This is a genomic window from Nitrosomonas communis (genome assembly GCF_900114745.1).
Classification (GTDB): Bacteria; Pseudomonadota; Gammaproteobacteria; order Burkholderiales; family Nitrosomonadaceae; genus Nitrosomonas; species Nitrosomonas communis_A.
In genome coordinates this window covers 1-19,456 of sequence record NZ_FOUB01000064.1, presented here as the reverse complement: position 1 = coordinate 19,456, position 19,456 = coordinate 1, and the positions used below count along the sequence as shown (strand labels likewise).

Below are 19,456 nucleotides of genomic sequence, written 5' to 3'. Positions count from 1 at the left end.
TGCCTGAAGCGTTACATTGTTCGTGAATTGTATCCGCTTATTCTCGCAGATTTATCTGATGCTGCTGCAATTACTTGACATAGGAGCGTCAATGCTCCTATGGAAAGCTTCTGGGGAACTCTTAAAAACGAATTGGTACCTCATCGAAAATTCAAAACACGACTGCAAGCCAAACAGGAGATTACCGAATATATCGAGATCTTTTATAACCGGCAGCGCAAACAGGAAAAATTAGGCTACCTATCGCCCGCAGAATTTACACAGCAATACTATGCAAATCTACTCGCTGCTTAATCATATGGACTCCATATTTGACAACACATACATGGCGCCCACTTTTTGCCAAGCTTTCAGCTAATGATTTTGAGCAGGTAAAGATTGCTGCCATACATACGGGCTTTGTATGAAGCGTATTGCCTCTGCCCCTGATGGAATTTGCTGAGTAGCGCCTTATCACCTCAACGTGCTTGATGCACTGTGTGTTGTTCAGGTTTAGCCACTCACGGTCTGACCAGTCTCGCCATCATGTCATGATTGCCTGCGCAATCGGTGGTAATCTTTCTCCTTAAACTCGTTTTTAATGCAACATTACCAATACGCCTCTATTCAACCGTCGCGATCAATGAGCTACAGCAGTTGATGCCATAGTGTGATCAGGGTGAAGTGTCGCTTTTTGGGTAAGCAATGCCCAGATGATGCGGGCATTCTTGTTTGCCAGGGCAACAGCAGCAACGTTCTTGTTGCGCCGTGCTATCAGCTTGGTACAGCCAACTTCCTGGCTCGGCCTTCTTTTCGGCAAAGCGGATGACGGCTCTGGCTCCGTGGATCAGCAGGGTGCGAAGATAAGTATCATCACGTTTGCTGATACCGAGCAATAACTGCTTGCCTCCACTTGCATGCTGCTTGGGCACCAACCCTAGCCATGCTGCTAATTGTCTGCTGTCCTTAAACTCCGTCGCGTTTCCTACGGCTGCCACAATGGCGCTCGCTGTAATCGGGCCAACACCAGCAATGGCTTCCAATCTTTGGCTGGCTTCGTTCTCCTTGTGCCAAAGCTTGATTGGTAACTCTAATTCGTTCACTCGGCCCTCCAGTTCCTTTAGGTGGTCGGTCAGACTTTCCAGCAATCGGCGCATGGTTCCTGGCAAATCATTTTCGGCATCTTCCAGAATGTCAGGCATGCGTTTGCCAATCGATTGGATGCCCTGAGGGATGACGATACCAAACTCAGAGAGTAGACCGCGTATCTGATTTGCCTGTGCAGTTCTCGCCTTAACAAATCCCTGTCGGGCTCGGTGCACTGATAGCATGGCCTGTTGCTCAACATTCTTGAGTGGGACAAAGCGCATATTGGGTCGAGTCACTGCTTCAGAGAATCGCTTCCGCATCGGTCCTATCATGCTTGTTAGTCTTGACATAGGGCTTGACAAACTCAGGCGACGTGAGCTTGACAGTATGCCCAAATCCACCCAACTTTCTCGCCCAGTGATGGGAACTACCGCACGCTTCCAAGCCAATCAAGCAGGGCTCCAGATTAGCAAAGAACTCCGCCATCTTGCTGCGGCGTAATTGCTTACGCAACACGGCCTTGCCATGCTCATCTACACCGTGGATCTGAAACACTTCTTTTGCCAGATCAATACCTATTGTTGTAATCTTCATATTGACGCTCCTATCTAGTTGAGTGGTTATTGCACCATTACTTTGGCACTTTGATGCCGTTTTGGGTAGTGGGCGTCCATTCCATTACCTCACTTGCCAAGTTATTCAAATGCATGTTCTTTCACCTAATTAGTCACTTAATTCAGCTATCTATATCAGGGTTAAAACATAGGCACCTTTATAATTTAATTGTATTCATTATAGAAACAATTAATTTCTATTATTAAGACTTATTTTTTGTTTGTTGCATCGGTATCATATGGCGTAAGAGCAAATTGTAATGTAGTTAATAAGGTTAATATTAAAAACCATAGTGTTATTATGAGTAAAATTAAAAAAATCATATCGAAATATTAAGTAGAGTACCATTTTAAATCGTCTTGCTGATTATAATTGTTTCCTTCAAAGAACGCATTTTCAATGTGGTTATTCTTAATAAAATACTGACATAGTATTTTATTAAGAAATTTTTAAATAAAAAAATAGGACAAAATTAAAGTAAGTTGATGGAGATGAAATGATAAAAAAACTGACTTTATTGATGATTGTGATTATGCTTGGTTTCTTAGTTGGCTGTGCACAAATGAATCCAATAGGGAACATTCAGAGTAATGAATCTTATAGCGCTAATTTGCGCAACATAGACCCTAACAATCACAATGCCATAGCGAAACATTACGAAGATACGGCCAATGAGATGAAAGCAAAGCTGCAAGAACAGAAAAAACTGCTTGAAGAATATGAAGGACATAGTAATGCTTATGGGCGGAGAGGCCAAGACCGTCAGTCACATATTACTGCTAAAATCCGCCAATATGAAAATTCTATCAAAGAGAATTTGAAAGAGGCTGCCATTCATCGAGAAATGGCACAAGAAGAAGAAAAACGAGAACTCGGTTTTAACAAGTAAAAGGAATGTGGATTCTTAATTGAACTAGCATTTATGAAAACATGCATTCAAGCTTCTGAAGACTAAAAAATGAAAAAAAGTAAGCCGCAGTGTCAATTATACACACGCGGCCTTTCTTTTTGTATTTATGCTTTTAGTCATAGGTTATGTCTGAACGAAATAATTTGTTTTGTTAATCTTATTGCAGCTAAAATCCTAGCTATGATCAGAATAGATGTAACATTATTGCCACATAATCTTTTATAACGTTACATGCTATTTTATTCCATTAATAGAATCAATAATTATCCACAATTTCCCCGGACTTTAATGACATTGAGCCAAAATGGGCCCAAGCCAAAGCCATCAGAAAAAGGGAAAGTTGTGCCATCGAGCAGCTTTTTGCCGCCTATGTATTTTAATCATTTTATATAAGATTATCTATACAACCGCTTTGTGGAGTTGGCTTTAAGGTAGCTTGGTGCCCTTGTGCTGTTTTCTGACCAGCCGCTTTGGGCAATGCAGTGGGATCAGCTTCATTGATTCGACCAAGATCAGCGTGTGCCACAATCGCCGCATTGGGTCGCATAAAGTAATGGCAGAGTTTGCTGCTCGGGGAAAGACTAGTGTAGATTGATTTTATGGGTTCAAGTTGCACTTGGTCATCAATGACCAGGGGGAATTGCTGGCAGTAGAAAATCACGTCGGGCAATGTGGATGACCGTGACCCAGTACCAGAGTTTACGCGCTCCTTATTTGGAAAACTCTTTGGTTATCGGGGCTAACTTTCGCAGCCACTCTTTGAGCAACTCTGGGAACAAGGTGTGCAGCTCGTTACCAAGGTACGCAAAAACATGAAAAATAAGCTGTTGCCGCTTTTTGACAAGCTGCTGTTACGTAAACGCTCGATTATTGAGACACCGTCAATGACCTATTGAAGAATATCTCGCAAATCGAGCATTCCCGTCATCGCAGCCCATTCAAATCCTTTGTTAATCTGATAGCCGGGCTGGTGGTTTACACGTTCCGCGAGAAGAAACCCTCGCTTAATATCAGACTCCCTCAAGCTCTTCCAGTCGTGATGTGATGATTCTTATGTCGAACTCACGTTAAGTAGATATCCCCTAGTAAAGCCGGGGGCTTTAATTTTGTCAGTCACTCAAAGCGGTAAAATGGAGTCGCTTACGCGGCCCCAACCTCTTTAGCGACCTAAAGGTAGCCGGTCATCGCCACAGAATCATCTGATCCAAACGTTTATCTTCTTCCTCGTGGTGACGAATGTATTCCCTTATCTTTTTTTCATCTCGTCCTACCGTTGACACGAAGTAGCCTCTCGCCCAAAAATGCTACCCTACAAAGTTGCGTTTGCGCTCTCCGTATACTCGCGCCAAATGAATCTCGCTCTTGTCCTTGATGTATCCAACTACTTGGGACACCGCATGCTTGGGCGGGATCGATATCAGCATATGTGCATGATCCGGCATCAGATGTCCTTCTTCTATCCGGTTGTCCTTATATTCGGCCAGTCTCATGAAAACTTCCCCAAAGTGCGGCCTCAATTGCTCATACAGCGTCTTCCTCCGACATTTCGTGTATAAATATGATTTGGTATTTGCATTCCCATTTGCTATAGCTTAGGCTTTCACTCTCGTCCATCTCGATTCTCCTTTTATCGTATGCTTGGCGGCTCACGATCCGAGTTTCGCTGATGGGCTCCCGTATATGTCAAACTACTACTGTCACCCCGGCATAGCCGGGGGATTTCACGTCACGGGTTAACAATAGCCTTCGGTTTATTTTGCTTTATCGATGAGTGACAAACATTGCTATCACTTGAATTCTGCAATATTAATCTTAACGATTCATGCCGGGCTTGTAGATTATGAGAACGTTACCATAATACAGCAACGAATGGAAAGAATTACATCTACTTTATAGGAAAACTCTCTTTTCAAATTTCCATATATTTTTTCAAGACTGATTATAAGTCTCTCCTGTAATGCGAATTAAGAGTTAACTTGTAAAAAATTCCAGAAAAACAGAGCCGCAGCCAGCTTTCCGAATACATGCACCATAAGCCCTTTATAAGAACGAACTTTGCTGGCACATTCAATGCCTGTTTTTCTTCTACCCAGGCAAATAATGCTTCAATCGGTTGCCGAACGCGAGACACCGCTGTAGACAACCATTGATCCTGTGGTTTGAGAATAGGGTTGCCCTTTTTGTTTTTTAACGGGTGTCAAGACGGTCAGATTCTGAGCTTGCCTGACGTCTTCGGCGTCGGGCCGTTGATAAGCTTTATCACCATACAGTTCGTTGTTGTGCAATTGTGGCCGAATCTGATCAAATATCTTGCCATCATGGTCGCTGGCGCCAGTCACACCAATATACTCAGGGATCGGCAATGAGCCTGGTTGGCGGCTTCCTATGATAGGAACCCGCACACTATGATAATACAACTTCTTGGTTGAGTAGTAGCCTGAATCCGCCAACTCTTTCGCTACACACGCCTTAAATCGATGGCCTTGTTTGGCCAAGGCTACTGGAAATGAATCGATCAGCCGAACTTGCCCGGAATTCCTGGCTGCCTGTTGCTGCTGAATCAGTGCCAATAAGGGCGCAAACACATCAGCCACCTGATTCAGGCGCTGAACATAAGCTACATAACCCGGGAGTCGCGGAAACCAATCACGTAAATGACGATCCGCATACTCATAAATACCTTTGATTCCTCTATGCTTGTCCACTACAGCGAACAGGTAGATAGTGATAACTTCTTCGTCACCTTAATTCGCATTGTAGTAACTCCGTTCGTCTCGGCTGTTAATCCCTCTGGCTTCAAAAAAAATCGGTTTGATCATTTACTGCAAATGCAGACTGTTTATTTGTTTTTTTCGAACCTAAAATTATTCCTCAAAACAGTATTTGAAGAAAAAAACGCGACTGGAAATAGTCGGATTTTAGAGTAATTGAAACAATTTAAACTCGCGTACTACTAGGTAGTAGGTCATACCGGAGATAGTGCAAACAAGTATTTATTATTCATAAAATGGGTTTTCGTTCACAAATTCTGGTTACATCCCTAGCGGCAATATGTGTTCTGAATCGCACCGCATCAGCGCTTGAGGTAAAGGCAACCCGGCAAAGCGCCGTGCTTGACTGCAACGTGGTGCGTCGGGACGAAACGATCTGCTTGGCCTGCAATATTTACTTCGAGGCACGCGGGGAATCATTGAGGACGCAAACCAAGGTCGCCAGAGTGACGCTGGAGCGGCTTGATAATCCAGCCTACCCGAGAACCCTGTGCGGCGTGGTCTGGCAACCGCACCAGTTCTCATGGACTCGCGATGGCAAAACCGATAAGGTATATGATGGCGATGCCTGGGCTCGGGCATTGTTCCTGGCTGGTACAATGATTTCTGATCACCGATTCGGAAACAAATACATCAATAGCGATAAAGCGATGAATGGGGTGTTGTGGTGTCACAGCAAGAAAGTCAAACCGAAGTGGTCACACAAAATGCGCCCTCACGTCACCGATGGCGGACATATTTTCTACCGCAAACGCTAGGGAAGATACAGAGGTGGACGATCACAGAGGCTCTGTTACATCATTAAATCACGAAGGAATAATCAGGATTTCATTTCTTGAGAATGGAGCTATGAATAAATCGATAATAAACTTACCCAAATTCCGTGAAATGGCTGTTGACATGATATTGGATCACGAAGCCGATTATGAACCTAAAAAACGCGGTTGGACAGAGTAAAGATATGGATGGCTAAGTATGAGGCAAGGTGTGGTGAGGCCTCAGGGATACCCTTTGCAACAAAGATCAACGCTGCGTCCATTTATGTGCTGTCAGATAAAGTAATGAAATTCAGTATATCTCAGATATGTGTCTTATCCCATCAGTTATCGACAATTGGAAGAAATGATGTGGGAGCGCAGCGTTATGGTTGACCATTCCAGCTTAAATCGCTGGGTCGCAAGTACACGAAGTCGCTGGATCAAATTTGCAAAAATGCAAATACCCAATCGGTGCGAGCTAATTCTAATCCTATTCAGCATAAACCCAGATTTTCCATTAGGAAGATTTTCTAATGGAAGCTAATAGAATAAGTTGTTAAAAATAAGGAAGATAACATGTTAAGTTAAGGTAGATTGACTCATGCGCGTTTTTATTCCGGAGGATCTTCGGGGATTTTGAGCTTTGCTTTACTAATGAAGAGATAACAACTTGGGGTGGCATGGGGTTGATGAAGCGGATGCTGGGCCGAATTGGGTTCAGTAAAGCTGCTGTAGTTTGCCGCAACCTGTCAGTAATCGAGTTATGCGCCCATTCATTTGCAGTTCATGTTATCAGTATGGTATGGAGCAAGCCTTTTTGAACAGACGGAAGTGATCCGGCGACATGATCCTGTATGAAGAAGCTGTTTAGTTTTAAACGAATGGCCAATTTCGAAGCAATCATGCAGTTGTTCAGGAAGTTTGATTAAAGCATAAACACGCGGGTATTTGATAATTAATACCGCTGGTTTTTGACAATCCTCACACTGACGGATTAATATTGGATCTGGATTCAACGGTAATGACACGCTATGGGCAGTAGGGAGGCGCGGCGCAAGTTTATAACCCGCGCGAGCACGAGCGTTATTCTTATTATTCCTTGATGGTTTTTTTTCGCAGTGATTCACATGGTAGCCAATTCATCGCTAAGGCCGGGCAACAGCCATACTGCCGATAATGCATTGACCTTTTTGGACGACAATTTGGATAAACCGGCTGGTAAACAAGTCTTGTTGCTTCGGGGGCAGATAATAGTTTGAGTAATAGTGCACTGATCACTTAGATGGATTTACCTAAAGCTAAGCTTTGGCGTTTATTTGTATCGTGGCCGTGCTGACTGTGAAAACCATATCAAAGAATTCAAGTATAATTTTGGTAGAGAAAGTTTTAATCTCAGGGATTTCTGGGCCACTGAAGTTGCTTTAATGACAGTAATACTGGCTTGCAATTTGATGGGTTTGTTTCGTCAGGCAGGATTATGAAGTGATAGGGTGTCAGGCAAACCTGATGTCCAACACCCCCTTAAACCCTATGTTTCAAGCACTTCGCTAACAGGTTAAATCACTCATGAAGGCCGAAAAAAGATTATTAACCTAGCCGCTGCCATGCAACAGCGTCAATGGATCAATGGCCTTTGGGAAAGTCAAAAACATTTGATCTTCCTGTTAAATTTGGCCCAATATTCATCCTTTAATTAATTCTAATGGAAAATTTGGGTTAACCTCTTCGTTATTCCATTTCCAAATCAAAAATGACGCGAAGGCAAGCCGCAGACAGTATAAATAACCTGAGTTCGGGATAAGAAGAGTGAGAGTGAGCGCCTGCTTTTTTGCGTAAAATTATGTTCCCACACATAAATTAATCGCATCCGGGAGACGCCCATGGACAGTTTAACCGAACTTTTTTGCCTTATGGATGATTTCTGCCGCCTGTTTGAACCCACTTTAGAGCACCGTCTTCTGGGAACAGGAGCAAAAAAGCGCAAACGACGAAGCCAGTTAAGCTTGTCGGAGTTGATGACTCTGGCCGTTTTGTTCCATCAGTTGCGCTTTTACCAGTTCAAGAGTTTTTACCTGGCCTACGTGTGCCGCCACTTGCGGACTGAGTTTCCGAAGCTGCCGAGCTATCAACGATGTGTGGAACTCCTGCCCCGCTGTGCAGCTCCCTTGGCAGCCTTGTTCGAGGTACTCAAAGGCCAATGCGACGGGATTTCCATTGCCGACGCCACCCCGATCGCTGTTTGTGATAACCGGCGCATCGCCCGCCATCGAGTCTTCGCAGACAGCGCCCAGCGCGGCAAGACCTCGATGGGTTGGTTCTATGGATTCAAGCTCCACGCCATTATCAACTCCAAGGGTGAGCTGATCCGCCTCCAGCTCATTCCCGGCAATGTGGATGACCGTCAGCCCATGCCCAACCTCTGCCAAGGACTGTTCGGCCAGTTATTCGCCGATAAGGGCTATATCGCCCATTGGCTTGACTTCGACACTGGCCCGGCAAGACCTTCAACTCATCACTACCCTTAAGAAAAACATGAAGCCTGTGCCTCGTACCGAGTTCGAAAAAATCATTCTACGCCGCCGTTCCCTGATCGAGACGGTCTTCGACGAATTGAAGAATCTTTGCCAGATCGAGCACACCCGCCATCGCTCCCTTTTCAATTTCCTCGTCAATCTGATGGCTGGCATCGTGGCTTACTGTTTGTCCGATAACAAGCCAGCCTTGAACCTGACCAGGGTCAATTGCTTGGCCAAAGCTTGAAAGCTTATCCCGAACTCAGGTTATAAATAATACGGCAAGGTGAAGTAGACAAATTCAGTTTTGATCTAGAAATGGAATTAGAAGGCAACTGGAATCCTTGGTTGCACCATCACCGATCTTCCAAGCTCTCCATCAGCTCAATAACTTAGCCTTGATTCTGCTAAACCGGACAGTAGTGATCTTCCCTTTAGGGACTACCAAATGCTCGCACAAAATCAGCAATAAGATCAGCTACCATTACTTCTGGATACCGATTGATTCCAGCCGCTGCTTCACGTCCGCCTCCTTCTGGGTAGCGACGACAAAATGCCGATGCGCCATATGGGTGTGTTTTTGCAGCACGCACACTAATGGATAACGAACCTTGACCGTCTGAGCAAAGAATCAAATGAGCGCGCTCGGGATATGTTTGCGATAAATTATTTGCCAAAGTACCGACTGTACGGCGTGCCCAGGCTACATCCGGAAGCTGATAAACTGCGACTGTATTAGTCGCAACTAAAGGTGTCAACGCTGAGATGTGATGCATGTCTGCAGCATAACCTTTTGTCAGAATAGCTACCTCAGGTGAACTGCCATAAGCTTCACGTGGGTCGTCAAAGTGCTGTAGCGCACGAAAAAGCGATGCGGGGTGAAAATGAAGATCCTCGATATAAGAACCATAACCATTGTAGTTGAGTAATTCACCTAGTTGACGTAATAATTGAGTATCGACTGCATTTAGACCGAGTTCGGAGCAGCGTTTTTGTGCTATAGATACCAAGTTATCGCCGAAAGCGGCGACAATAGCCCAAAGGGAATAGCGTTCATTTAGAAAGCGATCAACCAATAGACTGGTACAAGTATCAGGCGATTCGTCGATCATAGCCTGTAGGTTGCCATGTACAGGAATTTCACCGGCATAATGGTGATCCAAATAATGAACATTTGCCCCTGTCGCAAGCAATCGCTGAAGATCTGTACGGTTGCGATCGAGCGAAATATCCAGAACAGTGATACGGTCCCCCGCTATAGCATTAACTTGTTGCAGTAGTGTAATGTCGCGCTTAACGCCAGTAATTAATTCCGCATCAAGTGGCTTGGCTAGGCGAAGTTGAATTAGCGCGCAGATACCATCTGCATCACCGTTAAAAACATCGAAATATTTTGTCAAATCAATTGTTCCTTGTATTTATCAATTATTATTTTCTATGAAGTGATGGACATCTGTTGCCATAAGCTGGAGTGAAGTGCTATATCGATATAACGGTTTTATTGCCTAACTGTGTAGCACCCCTTAATTCACTTTATGTGCAAAACCAAATCAATATTGATTATTTTAGCTTGATTTAATACCTTAAAGGTTTCCCTTTTTATGTATGTGCTAAATAATTTATCTCGGATGGCGAGATTAAATCCGTAATTGCTGTTCATTTCTTTTATGATGAAAAAATGATGCCCGCGGTGCTACTGGGTGTGACAAGCAACTAACGCAATATTTGACCCAATATGAGCGATAGGCAGATGTTACTGTGATTGAACATGGCTATGGCGTTAAGCACTAATTCAAAAACTGCACTACAAGTACATATATACCCAGGATTACGATAGTTGCAAATTTGATGAGCTTGGAAAGCAGTATTTCAAGCGAATAAAAACTTGCGCCCGTTGTTTCATCGATATCCAGATCAGCATGATGAGCGCCTTGCATTTACCAGTGTGGAGCAGCGAATCAGTATTGCTTCCAGGTGAAAATGGCAAGTTGCATAGCTGTTGAAAGGTGTTTGCAGGTCGCGAAGCGAAACCCGTTGTGCCAACTGCGCATAAATCATTTGACAAACTGCGTCCGGCAGTCAAGCGCCCGTATCCGGTGATCCCCTGCCTGCATGGCGTGTTACCGCACGACCAAAGCGGTAACGGACTATGTGTTTGAGCAACTGGTGAAATATAGTGTTAATGTGTTTTAGACTTAAGCCATTGGGGTAAAAAATTGCTGTTTCGAGCACATCGATTTTACTTCATCCCCAAGCTTACTCAGGCTTTATCTCTCATAGGATGATAGCTAGCCGGACAGTAGTGAACTGAAAATAAAAATACTGAGATTTCATTTGGATCACAGTGTCCGAATGTGATGTGAGAAAAATTGTAGGCAATCGCAATATTGTCTGCCTATTTCATTCCATTTCAACACACTATTACTGATTTTTTCATGGGAGCAAACTGCGTACATTGCTGTGCTATTATCATTTTTCTCAGATAGCATATCTGGGCATAAGTAAGAAAATAATTAAATTTAAAAGAATTTTCTTTGAAGGAGAGATTACAACATGAATTTCGAAAGTGAAATGAAGGCAAGATTTGGAGGATTTTGGAATTCATTGATGCTGTTGCTTGTTGTTATAATTTTTCTGCGCTTCTCAGTTATTGCGTGGGCATCAGAAGACTTAGGAACAAGATTGTTTCATTCATTTAAATTGTTTCTATGGTGTGCATTATTTGGGGTATTGTTAGCCATTTTAAGAATAATTTTTTCGGCTTCGAACCCACCATATACAAAATTACCTGCTTCAGCTAATTTTGCTTGGGGGCTGAAACGTGGCATTATGATAGGTGGTTTCCTGATTCTACTTGCAGGTATAATCCAATTAGACAATTTTATGGGTGTTTTTCAGCCATTTATTGATAAATCCTTGCAAAAATTATTAGGTTTAATCTAAGTATTTTGGCAAGTGTATTTAGCTGATGCCGTCTTTTTAGCCTTTAAGATGATTGCACGAGTATCACGGACACTCCGTGCAATCATAATTAAAAGAAATCAAAAGTATTTTTAGATTTTTTAGGTTCAAAAATCATAGGTTCAACGATATTTATGAGATCGTAATATTCTGTAAATAAATAATTTTAATATAATAATCATTTATTCTACTATTTTAGAATTATGCAAAGCAGAGGTATTTACCTTTCTGTCTGCTTTTTTAATATCTAATATCCTCTCGTTTATAAGTCACTTGGTAATGGTATTTCAGATACTATAGACTACTCAATATATTGAGAATGATGAACTGGCGGTTTTTTTACTCATAAAGGAGCATTATCATGAAAACTGTAAAGCAACTACTCCATCAGAAAGGACATACAGTTACTACCATTGATCCAGATACATCCGTTTATGATGCTATGCAATTAATGGCAAATAATAACATTGGTTCATTATTAGTTATGAGTGACGATAAGCTGGTTGGGATTCTGACAGAAAGAGATTTTTCGCGTAAATCCTATTTATTGAATAAACCTGTGAAAGATATGCAGGTCAAAGAAATCATGACGCAACAAGTAATCTATGTAGGTTTAGACAACACGAATGAAGAATGCATGTTACTAGTTACCGAGATGCGAGTTCGCCATTTACCCGTCATAGATGCAGACAAGGTAATAGGTATCCTCTCTATTGGTGATTTGGTGAAAGATACAATTTCAGAAAATCAATTCGTCATCAAAGAACTTGAGCGTTATATATATGATACAGGGGTGCCTAGACAAGGGATGCGACGCACTTAAAAGCTTAAATGTAATATATTTATGACACGTTTGACTTGTAATATCTCTTTTTATTGGTCACGAGCCGCTTGCTGGAAGTTGTGGTGGGTCAGAATGTTGTGAATTGGATTATGCTGTTAGTAGTATTAGTAATAAAAAATTTTATATAGCTGGCTAATTCTTAAATTTTTGAAATAAGCTGGAACTATGCGAACTGAGATAAAGTGATCCACAGACTGTGTCCATAAAGCCGGCAATAATCCACCAACTAGTATCAGGCTGTTACCTGTTATGATGAGTGAGAAAAGTGTAGGTGAGCGAAATGTTTACTGGGATTTCAACCTTGCCTATTTTCCTCACATCTAGAGGATTATTGTTAAAAATTAGCATGAACAAAGATTATTGCTGTATAATACCACGCCGCCAGAATTGCACTTATTATAAGTGGGTGGTGGGTAAGAATTTAGTACTCAAGCAGGCGGACTTGCTATATGTATCTTTTTCTGTTATTCCTTTATGGTTGATTTGTGCTAGTAATTAATAAAAAAACGGGAGCGTTCAGTATGCCACATGAACCAGTTGTTTCTTACAAACCAAAAAAAGGCGAACCATATATGAGTGCTGAGCAACTCGCATATTTTCGCAATATTCTAGAGGATCTCAGAATTGGGCTAGGGCAGGAAATAGATCGGGCGGTTCACACGATGCAAGAAGAAGCGACAGTTTTTGCTGATCCTAATGATAGAGCTAGTCAAGAATCAGATATGACGCTCGAGCTACGCAATCGAGATAGGGAACGAAAACTCATCAAAAAGATTGATGAAACAATCGCAAAAATTGATGCAGGTGAGTATGGCTATTGTGATAACTGTGGTATCGAAATAGGATTGAAACGTCTTGAAGCACGTCCTACTGCTTCACTTTGTATTGATTGTAAAACGCTAGAAGAAATAAAAGAAAAGCAGGTAGCGAAATAGCACTATTTGATTCCTGTTATTTGTTTAGAATCAAAACGAGGTTCATATTAAAGTCTGGATGAGTAGTGTAATCTGTTAACAAAAGCTTGGCTATCAGAAGGTCATCGTCTAGAAGATGATGACCTTTTTACAAACTAAGTTTGTTTATTACGAAGCAATTCAACAAATTTTTCGCTAAGCTGGTATTTGGTTAAATTATTTTTATTAGGTTCAGTTACGTTACTAACAAAGCCATAATCCTCCAAAGTTTTTAGTTGATCTTGTAAGCCATCGTGCTCCTCTATGAAATATACTAGGCAAGGTTTGGCAAGATTCAGATTAAAGCGCTGATTTTTCTTGAGAACATAAAATTCTCTTTGAAACCTGTATGCTGGATTATCCATGTCCTGCTTCATCTCTTGTAAAAGCTTAGGATGTTGATGCCACAATCGATCAAAAATATTGTTTATTTTTGTGATCGCCTGGTTAGCTACGTGTGTGTTCCATGAATGCGCGATAATAACGCCTACAGCTGTACCGATTAAAAAGCTAAATACCATGTTTATAATATCCATTCATATCTCCAAGATCTAACTAAATAAGCTTTTCAAGTGTGAAGTGATATATTACGTCAAAAGTAAGATCTCGTAGGGTAAAATTCGAACAGACCTTCTGCCTTTTAACGATGAATTGTGGTCTTCTTTGAAATAAGATAGCTGAGGTATATATAACATGGCCTCTACAGTATACAAAGTTATATAAAGCTCTTAGTAGGCAGTTGAAAAACGTGTTCAAGGCCGTCGATCATAGGCAAAAACAGGACAAAAAAGCGGAGTTTATATTGGATAAATGAGTATTTTGAGCCTGTTTTTAGTACCGAACACGCAGTGGGAGCATAAATAGTTTTTCAATATTCTGCTAGTGGTTACCGGAGACATATCATTGGTATCATTGGCTTAAGGTGGTATTAGCCGGTGGAGGGGTAAAAACTTCGTTTGTTTGACTGAATGAACCACCAGGCGTTGGCCCACCGCTGATTACATATAGACGCCCATCGGCCACAGCGGAACCGAGACCATGACGTGCCGTTGGCATGGGAGCCATAGTATGCCACTGATTCTTCACTGGATCATATGCTTCATTAGTAGCAAAGGTACCCTCGCCAGATTCACCACCGACTACGTAAATCCAGCCATTAATTACACCAGCGGTAATGCCGCTGCGAGCAGTAGGCAGATGTGCACGAGCGCGCCATTGATTAGTTTGTGGATCATATTCTTCAACTGTCCCCATATTGTGATGGTAGTCCAGATCAAATCGGCCGCCAATGGCATAGATTCGAGATCCCACTGCTGCTACAGCCAAATGGTCTCGGGCAGTAGGCATCATAGTACTGGATGACCAGCTATTGGTTTCGGGGTCAAAAATTTCCACTGCCGCAGAATTATGTTTTCCATCATATCCGCCAATGGCGTAGATGCGGTTTTGATAAACAGTGACGCCTAAGGCGCCACGAGCTGTCGGCATGGGAGCTAATTCACGCCATTTTGCTGTTGAAGGGTTATATTGGTAGACGGTGGGAACTGCATGCCAGACGGACAAGAAGGATTTAGTGAATCCACCGATTACATACAGCATGCCATTATGTGAGGCAATACCAGCATGGTGCCGTCCCTCTGGTAGAGGTGTGCTAATTGACCAGGAGTCAGAAACGGGGTCATATACTTCCACATCACTGCTAATGGCAAATTTCAGAACATTCTGAAGCTTCGGCTCATTAAATCCTCCCACCACATATATCTTGCCTTCGACCGTAGCCGCAATCACTTCCGTTCGTTTACTAGGAGCGGAAGAAGCGGTTGTCCATGTACCTATTTTGGATGTTTCAGCGAAGACCAGGCTCGCTTTTACTAAACAAAGAAAAAAAACGCCTGCTATGATGTAAAATTTACAAGTAAACATGTAAAGCTCCTCCTCAGAGTTATCAACATCAATGAATTTACTTAGCTTATAAGCTCAGATTGAATGCTAAAAATAATTGATAAAGGCGTTGCACAAACAAGAGGATTGTTAAGGTACTTTCCCTTTTATTAATGGACTACCGTATCGCCATAGCGTTCACGAACAGCGCGGTTACGAGTGGAGGGTGTAATTGGCGAAAAGCAAAAAAACTTCTCCTGCCGATAAGAATTCGAATAAATTAATATTTTTCATTATTTCAAGAACCATCGTTATTTCTTGAATATTACCCCTTAGAATATCACCCCTTATTTTATATGCCCTAATCTAGTTTAGAAACAGTAGTTTTATCGATAATATTAAATGTAGCTAAGTAGTAATCAGATGACTCTTGAATCATATTTTTTGATTCTAAGTGTAATAATAGCAAAACGGGTAGAATAGTCTTGAAAAAGGCTTCACAATACTCATCTATTTGATAGTCAACTGACTTATCCATATTGATATTGATGAAATTTTCTAATCTTAGAAATTGGTCAGAATATTGGAAACAACTTCAGTCAGCTTTACTTGAACCGAAAGTCGATGAAGCTGCGCTGGAATCCTCCTTGCGTGAAGCACGGAAAAAATTGCCGCTTCCAGTATTATGGCTATTGGGCAAAGCACAGGCAGGAAAAACTTCGATCATTCGAGCGCTTACTGGTAACGAAGCAGCGGAGATAGGCAATGGATTCCAGCCATGTACGCGCCATTCCCGTTTTTATGATTGCCCTGATGAAATGCCGCTAGTGCGTTTTCTTGATACGCGCGGTCTTGGGGAGATTGCCTATGATCCGACAGATGATATCCATTATTGTGAATCTCAGGCGCATCTGCTGCTTGCCGTAATGAAGGTAGCAGATATGCACCAGGAACCTGTCTATCAAGTGCTTCGGACAGTTCGTCAGCGTCATCCCGAGTGGCCCTTGGTAATCGTACAAACTGGCCTGCATGAACTCTATCCTGCCGATGGCAAGCATATCTACCCCTGGCCCTATGGTGATGAACCCCTGCCGGATACGATTCCGATCGAGCTACGACGTGCTTTGCTTGCCCAACGTGCTGCAGCAGAAAAATTACCGGGTTCCCTTCCTGCGCGCTGCATAGCTGTGGATCTCACCTTACCTGAAGATGGTTATGATCCAGCTGATTATGGCCTGGAAGCATTGTGGCAGGCAATTGAGTCTCTCTTGCCGTTTGGTTTGCAGCACCAGTTGACGAGTGAAAAAGAAGTGCGTGACCTTTATGAACGCACTGCCCATCAGCATATTGTCGGCTATTCGCTAACTGCGGCCGGGCTAGGTGCTCTGCCAGTCGTGGATTTGGTGACAGTATCTGCCGTTCAGGCAAAGCTATTGCATGGCCTCGCAGTTCTTTACGGGCAAAGCTGGGATAAACGTACCACCACCGAATTTGTTACGCTGCTGGGAGCAGGTATCGCATCCAGCTATCTCGCGCGCTTAGTGGGACGTACCGTCACCAAAATTATTCCTGTTTTAGGGCAGACAGTAGGAGCGGTGTGGGGTGCCAGCTCCAGCGGTGCAACAACTTATGCATTAGGCAAGGCTACAGTTTATTTTTTTACTCGACGTAAGAATGGTCTTAATGTCGATCCTGAGACACTGCGGCGAATTTATATGGAGGCGCTGGAAAGTGGTGCTTCCCTGCTTAAGGAGCGATTACGCAGTAAATGAAGACGTTATTGCATAAAATTGATTTACTACGAGTATTTGCACTGCTTTTATTAGCAGTGCCCGCATTCGCGGTATTCGCGCTAGGAATGGTATGGTTGTGGCAGACAGGGAATCTGCTTTACTGGGCAACCGCTATGGTGGTATTTAGCGTGTTGAGTTATGGCTTGCTCTATTGGCAAGCGAAACGTGATCGTCAAATGCTGGAGGGAATTGTGACCGAACCTAATCCAGACTGGCCATCCAAGGCGGAGGCAGTGTGGCAGCAGGTTGAAAAGCTGGCAGAGACGTGTGATCCTGAAGATTGGCCGATCGAAGATTCATCCTGGATATTAGTATTAGGCAGGCGCACGCTGGATACAGTATCACACTACTATTATCCGCAAGCCGAGAAGCCTTTTCTGGAACTTACTGTACCGCATACACTGTTAATCATCGAGCAGGCGAGCCGTGATTTACGTAAAGATATAACTGAAAATATACCGTTTAGTGATCGCCTGACAATTGGTGATTTGCTTCGGTTACATCATTGGAAAGCCAAAGCTGAGCAAGCATACAACATTTACCGGGCAGGCAGGATAATAATTAATCCAATGAGTGCTTTGTTTGGCGAGATCTGGCGGCACCTCCAGGAGCGCAGTTTCAGCCTCGCTCGCAGTGAGCTACATCGCTGGTTTTTGCGTGCTTATGTGCGCAAGGTAGGTTACTATGCGATCGATCTCTACAGTGGACGCCAACCAGTAGCATTGGATGAAAGCTCCAAACAAGCTTCAGAGAGAACACCTGTTTCTCGCGATGATTTAAGGAAAATCGAACAAATTGCCACCGTACCTGAAGAACCACTACGCATCCTTGTGCTGGGACGGACCAATGCCGGTAAATCGAGCTTGATCAATGCATTGTTCGGTAAGCTCACCACCGCAACTGATGTATTGCCGGATACCACTGAGACCATCACCCCATTTGTGCTGCAACGCGAAGGATTAACCCAGGCGCTGATCTTTGATAGCCCAGGCTGTGATAGCACGCGTTTTAATGAGAAGCAAGTACTCACCGCTGCGCTGAATGCCGATCTCATTCTATGGGTCAGTCCAGCAAATCGCCCTGATCGACAAACTGAGCGTCATTGTCTGGATGCATTACGCGTATTCCAGAGTACACAATTGAATCGTCGCTTACCCCCGATACTGGTCGTCGTAAGTCATATCGATCTTTTGCGGCCGGCAAGCGCATGGCAGCCTCCTTATGATTTGAGCAACCAGCAGGATGTCAAGGCTATTAGCATTCGTGCAGCGGTACAGGCAATTGCGAATGATCTTGTGATACCAATAGAGCAAGTTATTCCGGTATGTCTCAAGGAAGGAAGAGTTTACAACGTCAATGATGCACTCTGGGCAGCCATACTGCACCATCAGGATGCCGCACTCCGAGTGCGACTACTGCGCTGTATGGATGCAAAAAAGCGTGCAGAAGACTGGGCTATGCTACGCCGTCAACTGCTCAGTACAGGACGGTTTCTCTGGAATTTGCCAGACAAACTGGGTAAGCGTTCAGGGGAAGGATGAGGGTTTTGCAATTTACCGCGACTACGCTGACTGAAAGCAACATTACAGAAATTTTTTATCAATTACTGTATTGTTTGACCTAGTTTAGAAAAATGTTGCGATAGCAGCAGAAAAGCTTGTATCAGATATATTTTCTCCTTTTCATCCTCTTCAGTATTTATTGAGCATACCTCCCAGTCGTTTGTAAGCGCTTTAAGTATCGTTGTGGCTGCGGCATGGATCTTGACATGGCGTAATAAAGCATAAATTACCAAGCATATCTATCGCGGTATGGCGTGTTTGTTGATAGGAGTCTGTGATTTATGTATGAACGAACAGGTGTTCTTAGAGTCAATTGGGTGAGTACCCAATTAGGAGAGCGCTATGCCGTTGCAGATCATTCCACTAAGAAGACCTTTTTATGTGCAATGGCTTGGGCTTGGCTTGATCTTGATTACTTTAGGTACGGTAATTGGATTTAATCTGTATTTTGAGCATGAACGCATTGCTGTCCGTGAGCATGACAGATTGTCGACTCAGGCACGGGTAATTGCTGAAAACACGGAGTACCAGCTGACAAGTGTGAACCTTGCGCTGGAAAATGTTCGCAGCAATCTGGCTCACTGGAAAGACGAAGCCGGGCAGCCAGCGGTAATACGCCACCTCAAGGCAGCCAGCATCATACCGGGCATACGCACCATGAATATCGTCGATAAAGAAGGTACCATCACGGCCTCGACGCGTGCTGAATTGATCGGAATGAATATTGGTTTTCGCGATTATTTTCAGGAAGTCAAACGGCATCCCAACGCGGACATCCTTTACCTCTCACCACCATTCGAAACCGTACATAAGACGTACGTCATTAA

14 protein-coding genes and 6 pseudogenes are annotated in these 19,456 nt (G+C 43.2%); 14 read left to right on the top strand and 6 right to left on the bottom strand.

Annotated features, from left to right (window positions below):
- Positions 1 to 90: 90 nt before the first annotated feature.
- Positions 91 to 294 (top strand): annotated as a pseudogene (locus BM122_RS16775) (IS3 family transposase); the annotation flags it as partial.
- A 325-nt stretch (positions 295 to 619) separates the two neighbouring features.
- On the opposite strand, the pseudogene BM122_RS16770 reads toward BM122_RS16775, so the two are convergent.
- Positions 620 to 1,662, bottom strand: a pseudogene (locus tag BM122_RS16770) (IS110 family transposase).
- 517 nt (positions 1,663 to 2,179) lie between these two features.
- Between BM122_RS16770 and BM122_RS16765 the strand changes: the two are divergent.
- Together BM122_RS16765 and BM122_RS26605 are read left to right on the top strand one after the other, a co-directional pair.
- Positions 2,180 to 2,572, top strand: coding sequence for a hypothetical protein (locus BM122_RS16765; protein WP_074906735.1), 393 nt, complete (start codon positions 2,180 to 2,182; stop codon positions 2,570 to 2,572).
- Positions 2,573 to 2,995: 423 nt separating this feature from the next.
- Positions 2,996 to 3,638, top strand: a pseudogene (locus BM122_RS26605) (IS982 family transposase); the annotation flags it as partial.
- Between the two features lie 136 nt (positions 3,639 to 3,774).
- Here the strand turns inward: BM122_RS26605 and tnpA are convergent.
- Both tnpA and BM122_RS24355 read right to left on the bottom strand, forming a co-directional pair.
- Positions 3,775 to 4,207 (bottom strand): annotated as a pseudogene (gene tnpA / locus BM122_RS16755) (IS200/IS605 family transposase).
- 491 nt (positions 4,208 to 4,698) lie between these two features.
- Positions 4,699 to 5,298: a hypothetical protein gene (locus BM122_RS24355; RefSeq protein ID WP_218152134.1), complete on the bottom strand. Its 600-nt coding sequence runs from the start codon at positions 5,296 to 5,298 to the stop codon at positions 4,699 to 4,701.
- Positions 5,299 to 5,600: 302 nt separating this feature from the next.
- On the opposite strand from BM122_RS24355, the gene BM122_RS16745 reads away from it, so the two are divergent.
- From BM122_RS16745 to BM122_RS16730, 4 genes and pseudogenes are all read left to right on the top strand, one after another.
- On the top strand, positions 5,601 to 6,122 hold the full coding sequence (locus tag BM122_RS16745) for a cell wall hydrolase (RefSeq protein ID WP_074906734.1): 522 nt from the start codon (positions 5,601 to 5,603) through the stop codon (positions 6,120 to 6,122).
- 325 nt (positions 6,123 to 6,447) lie between these two features.
- Positions 6,448 to 6,540: pseudogene (locus BM122_RS26245) on the top strand (IS6 family transposase); the annotation flags it as partial.
- Positions 6,541 to 7,438: 898 nt separating this feature from the next.
- The gene (locus BM122_RS26240) at positions 7,439 to 7,603 is read left to right on the top strand and encodes a transposase (protein WP_218152133.1); all 165 of its coding nucleotides are present in this window, start codon (positions 7,439 to 7,441) and stop codon (positions 7,601 to 7,603) included.
- 399 nt (positions 7,604 to 8,002) lie between these two features.
- Positions 8,003 to 8,882: pseudogene (locus BM122_RS16730) on the top strand (IS982 family transposase).
- A 187-nt stretch (positions 8,883 to 9,069) separates the two neighbouring features.
- Here the strand turns inward: BM122_RS16730 and BM122_RS16725 are convergent.
- Entirely contained in the window at positions 9,070 to 10,035 is a 966-nt protein-coding gene (locus BM122_RS16725) for a hypothetical protein (protein WP_074906732.1), read from the bottom strand.
- A gap of 606 nt (positions 10,036 to 10,641) precedes the next feature.
- Here BM122_RS16725 and BM122_RS23520 point away from each other — a divergent pair.
- The 4 genes from BM122_RS23520 to dksA all read left to right on the top strand — a co-directional run bounded on the left by BM122_RS23520 (position 10,642) and on the right by dksA (position 13,375).
- Positions 10,642 to 10,794, top strand: a complete 153-nt coding sequence (locus tag BM122_RS23520; protein ID WP_177198187.1) for a hypothetical protein — start codon at positions 10,642 to 10,644, stop codon at positions 10,792 to 10,794.
- Positions 10,795 to 11,188: 394 nt separating this feature from the next.
- Positions 11,189 to 11,578 carry a hypothetical protein gene (locus BM122_RS16720; protein WP_074906731.1) on the top strand — a complete coding sequence of 130 codons (390 nt, stop codon included), beginning with the start codon at positions 11,189 to 11,191 and terminating at the stop codon, positions 11,576 to 11,578.
- A gap of 379 nt (positions 11,579 to 11,957) precedes the next feature.
- Complete coding sequence (locus BM122_RS16715; RefSeq protein ID WP_074906730.1) at positions 11,958 to 12,419, top strand: CBS domain-containing protein; 462 nt, start codon at positions 11,958 to 11,960, stop codon at positions 12,417 to 12,419.
- Positions 12,420 to 12,961: 542 nt separating this feature from the next.
- Positions 12,962 to 13,375, top strand: a complete 414-nt coding sequence (dksA, locus tag BM122_RS16710; RefSeq protein ID WP_074906729.1) for an RNA polymerase-binding protein DksA — start codon at positions 12,962 to 12,964, stop codon at positions 13,373 to 13,375.
- A gap of 134 nt (positions 13,376 to 13,509) precedes the next feature.
- Here dksA and BM122_RS16705 read toward each other — a convergent pair whose 3' ends face one another.
- Together BM122_RS16705 and BM122_RS16700 are read right to left on the bottom strand one after the other, a co-directional pair.
- Entirely contained in the window at positions 13,510 to 13,929 is a 420-nt protein-coding gene (locus BM122_RS16705; protein ID WP_074906728.1) for a hypothetical protein, read from the bottom strand.
- A gap of 373 nt (positions 13,930 to 14,302) precedes the next feature.
- Positions 14,303 to 15,316, bottom strand: a complete 1,014-nt coding sequence (locus BM122_RS16700; RefSeq protein WP_074906727.1) for a Kelch repeat-containing protein — start codon at positions 15,314 to 15,316, stop codon at positions 14,303 to 14,305.
- Between the two features lie 506 nt (positions 15,317 to 15,822).
- On the opposite strand from BM122_RS16700, the gene BM122_RS16695 reads away from it, so the two are divergent.
- The 3 genes from BM122_RS16695 to BM122_RS16685 form a co-directional block, all read left to right on the top strand.
- On the top strand, positions 15,823 to 17,046 hold the full coding sequence (locus tag BM122_RS16695) for a YcjF family protein (protein ID WP_074906726.1): 1,224 nt from the start codon (positions 15,823 to 15,825) through the stop codon (positions 17,044 to 17,046).
- The gene (locus BM122_RS16690) at positions 17,043 to 18,608 is read left to right on the top strand and encodes a GTPase family protein (RefSeq protein ID WP_074906725.1); all 1,566 of its coding nucleotides are present in this window, start codon (positions 17,043 to 17,045) and stop codon (positions 18,606 to 18,608) included. Before BM122_RS16695 ends, BM122_RS16690 begins: the two co-directional genes overlap by 4 nt.
- Positions 18,609 to 18,971: 363 nt before the next feature.
- Positions 18,972 to 19,456 (top strand): PDC sensor domain-containing protein (locus BM122_RS16685; RefSeq protein WP_218152132.1); only part of this gene is annotated, 485 nt, incomplete at its 3' end.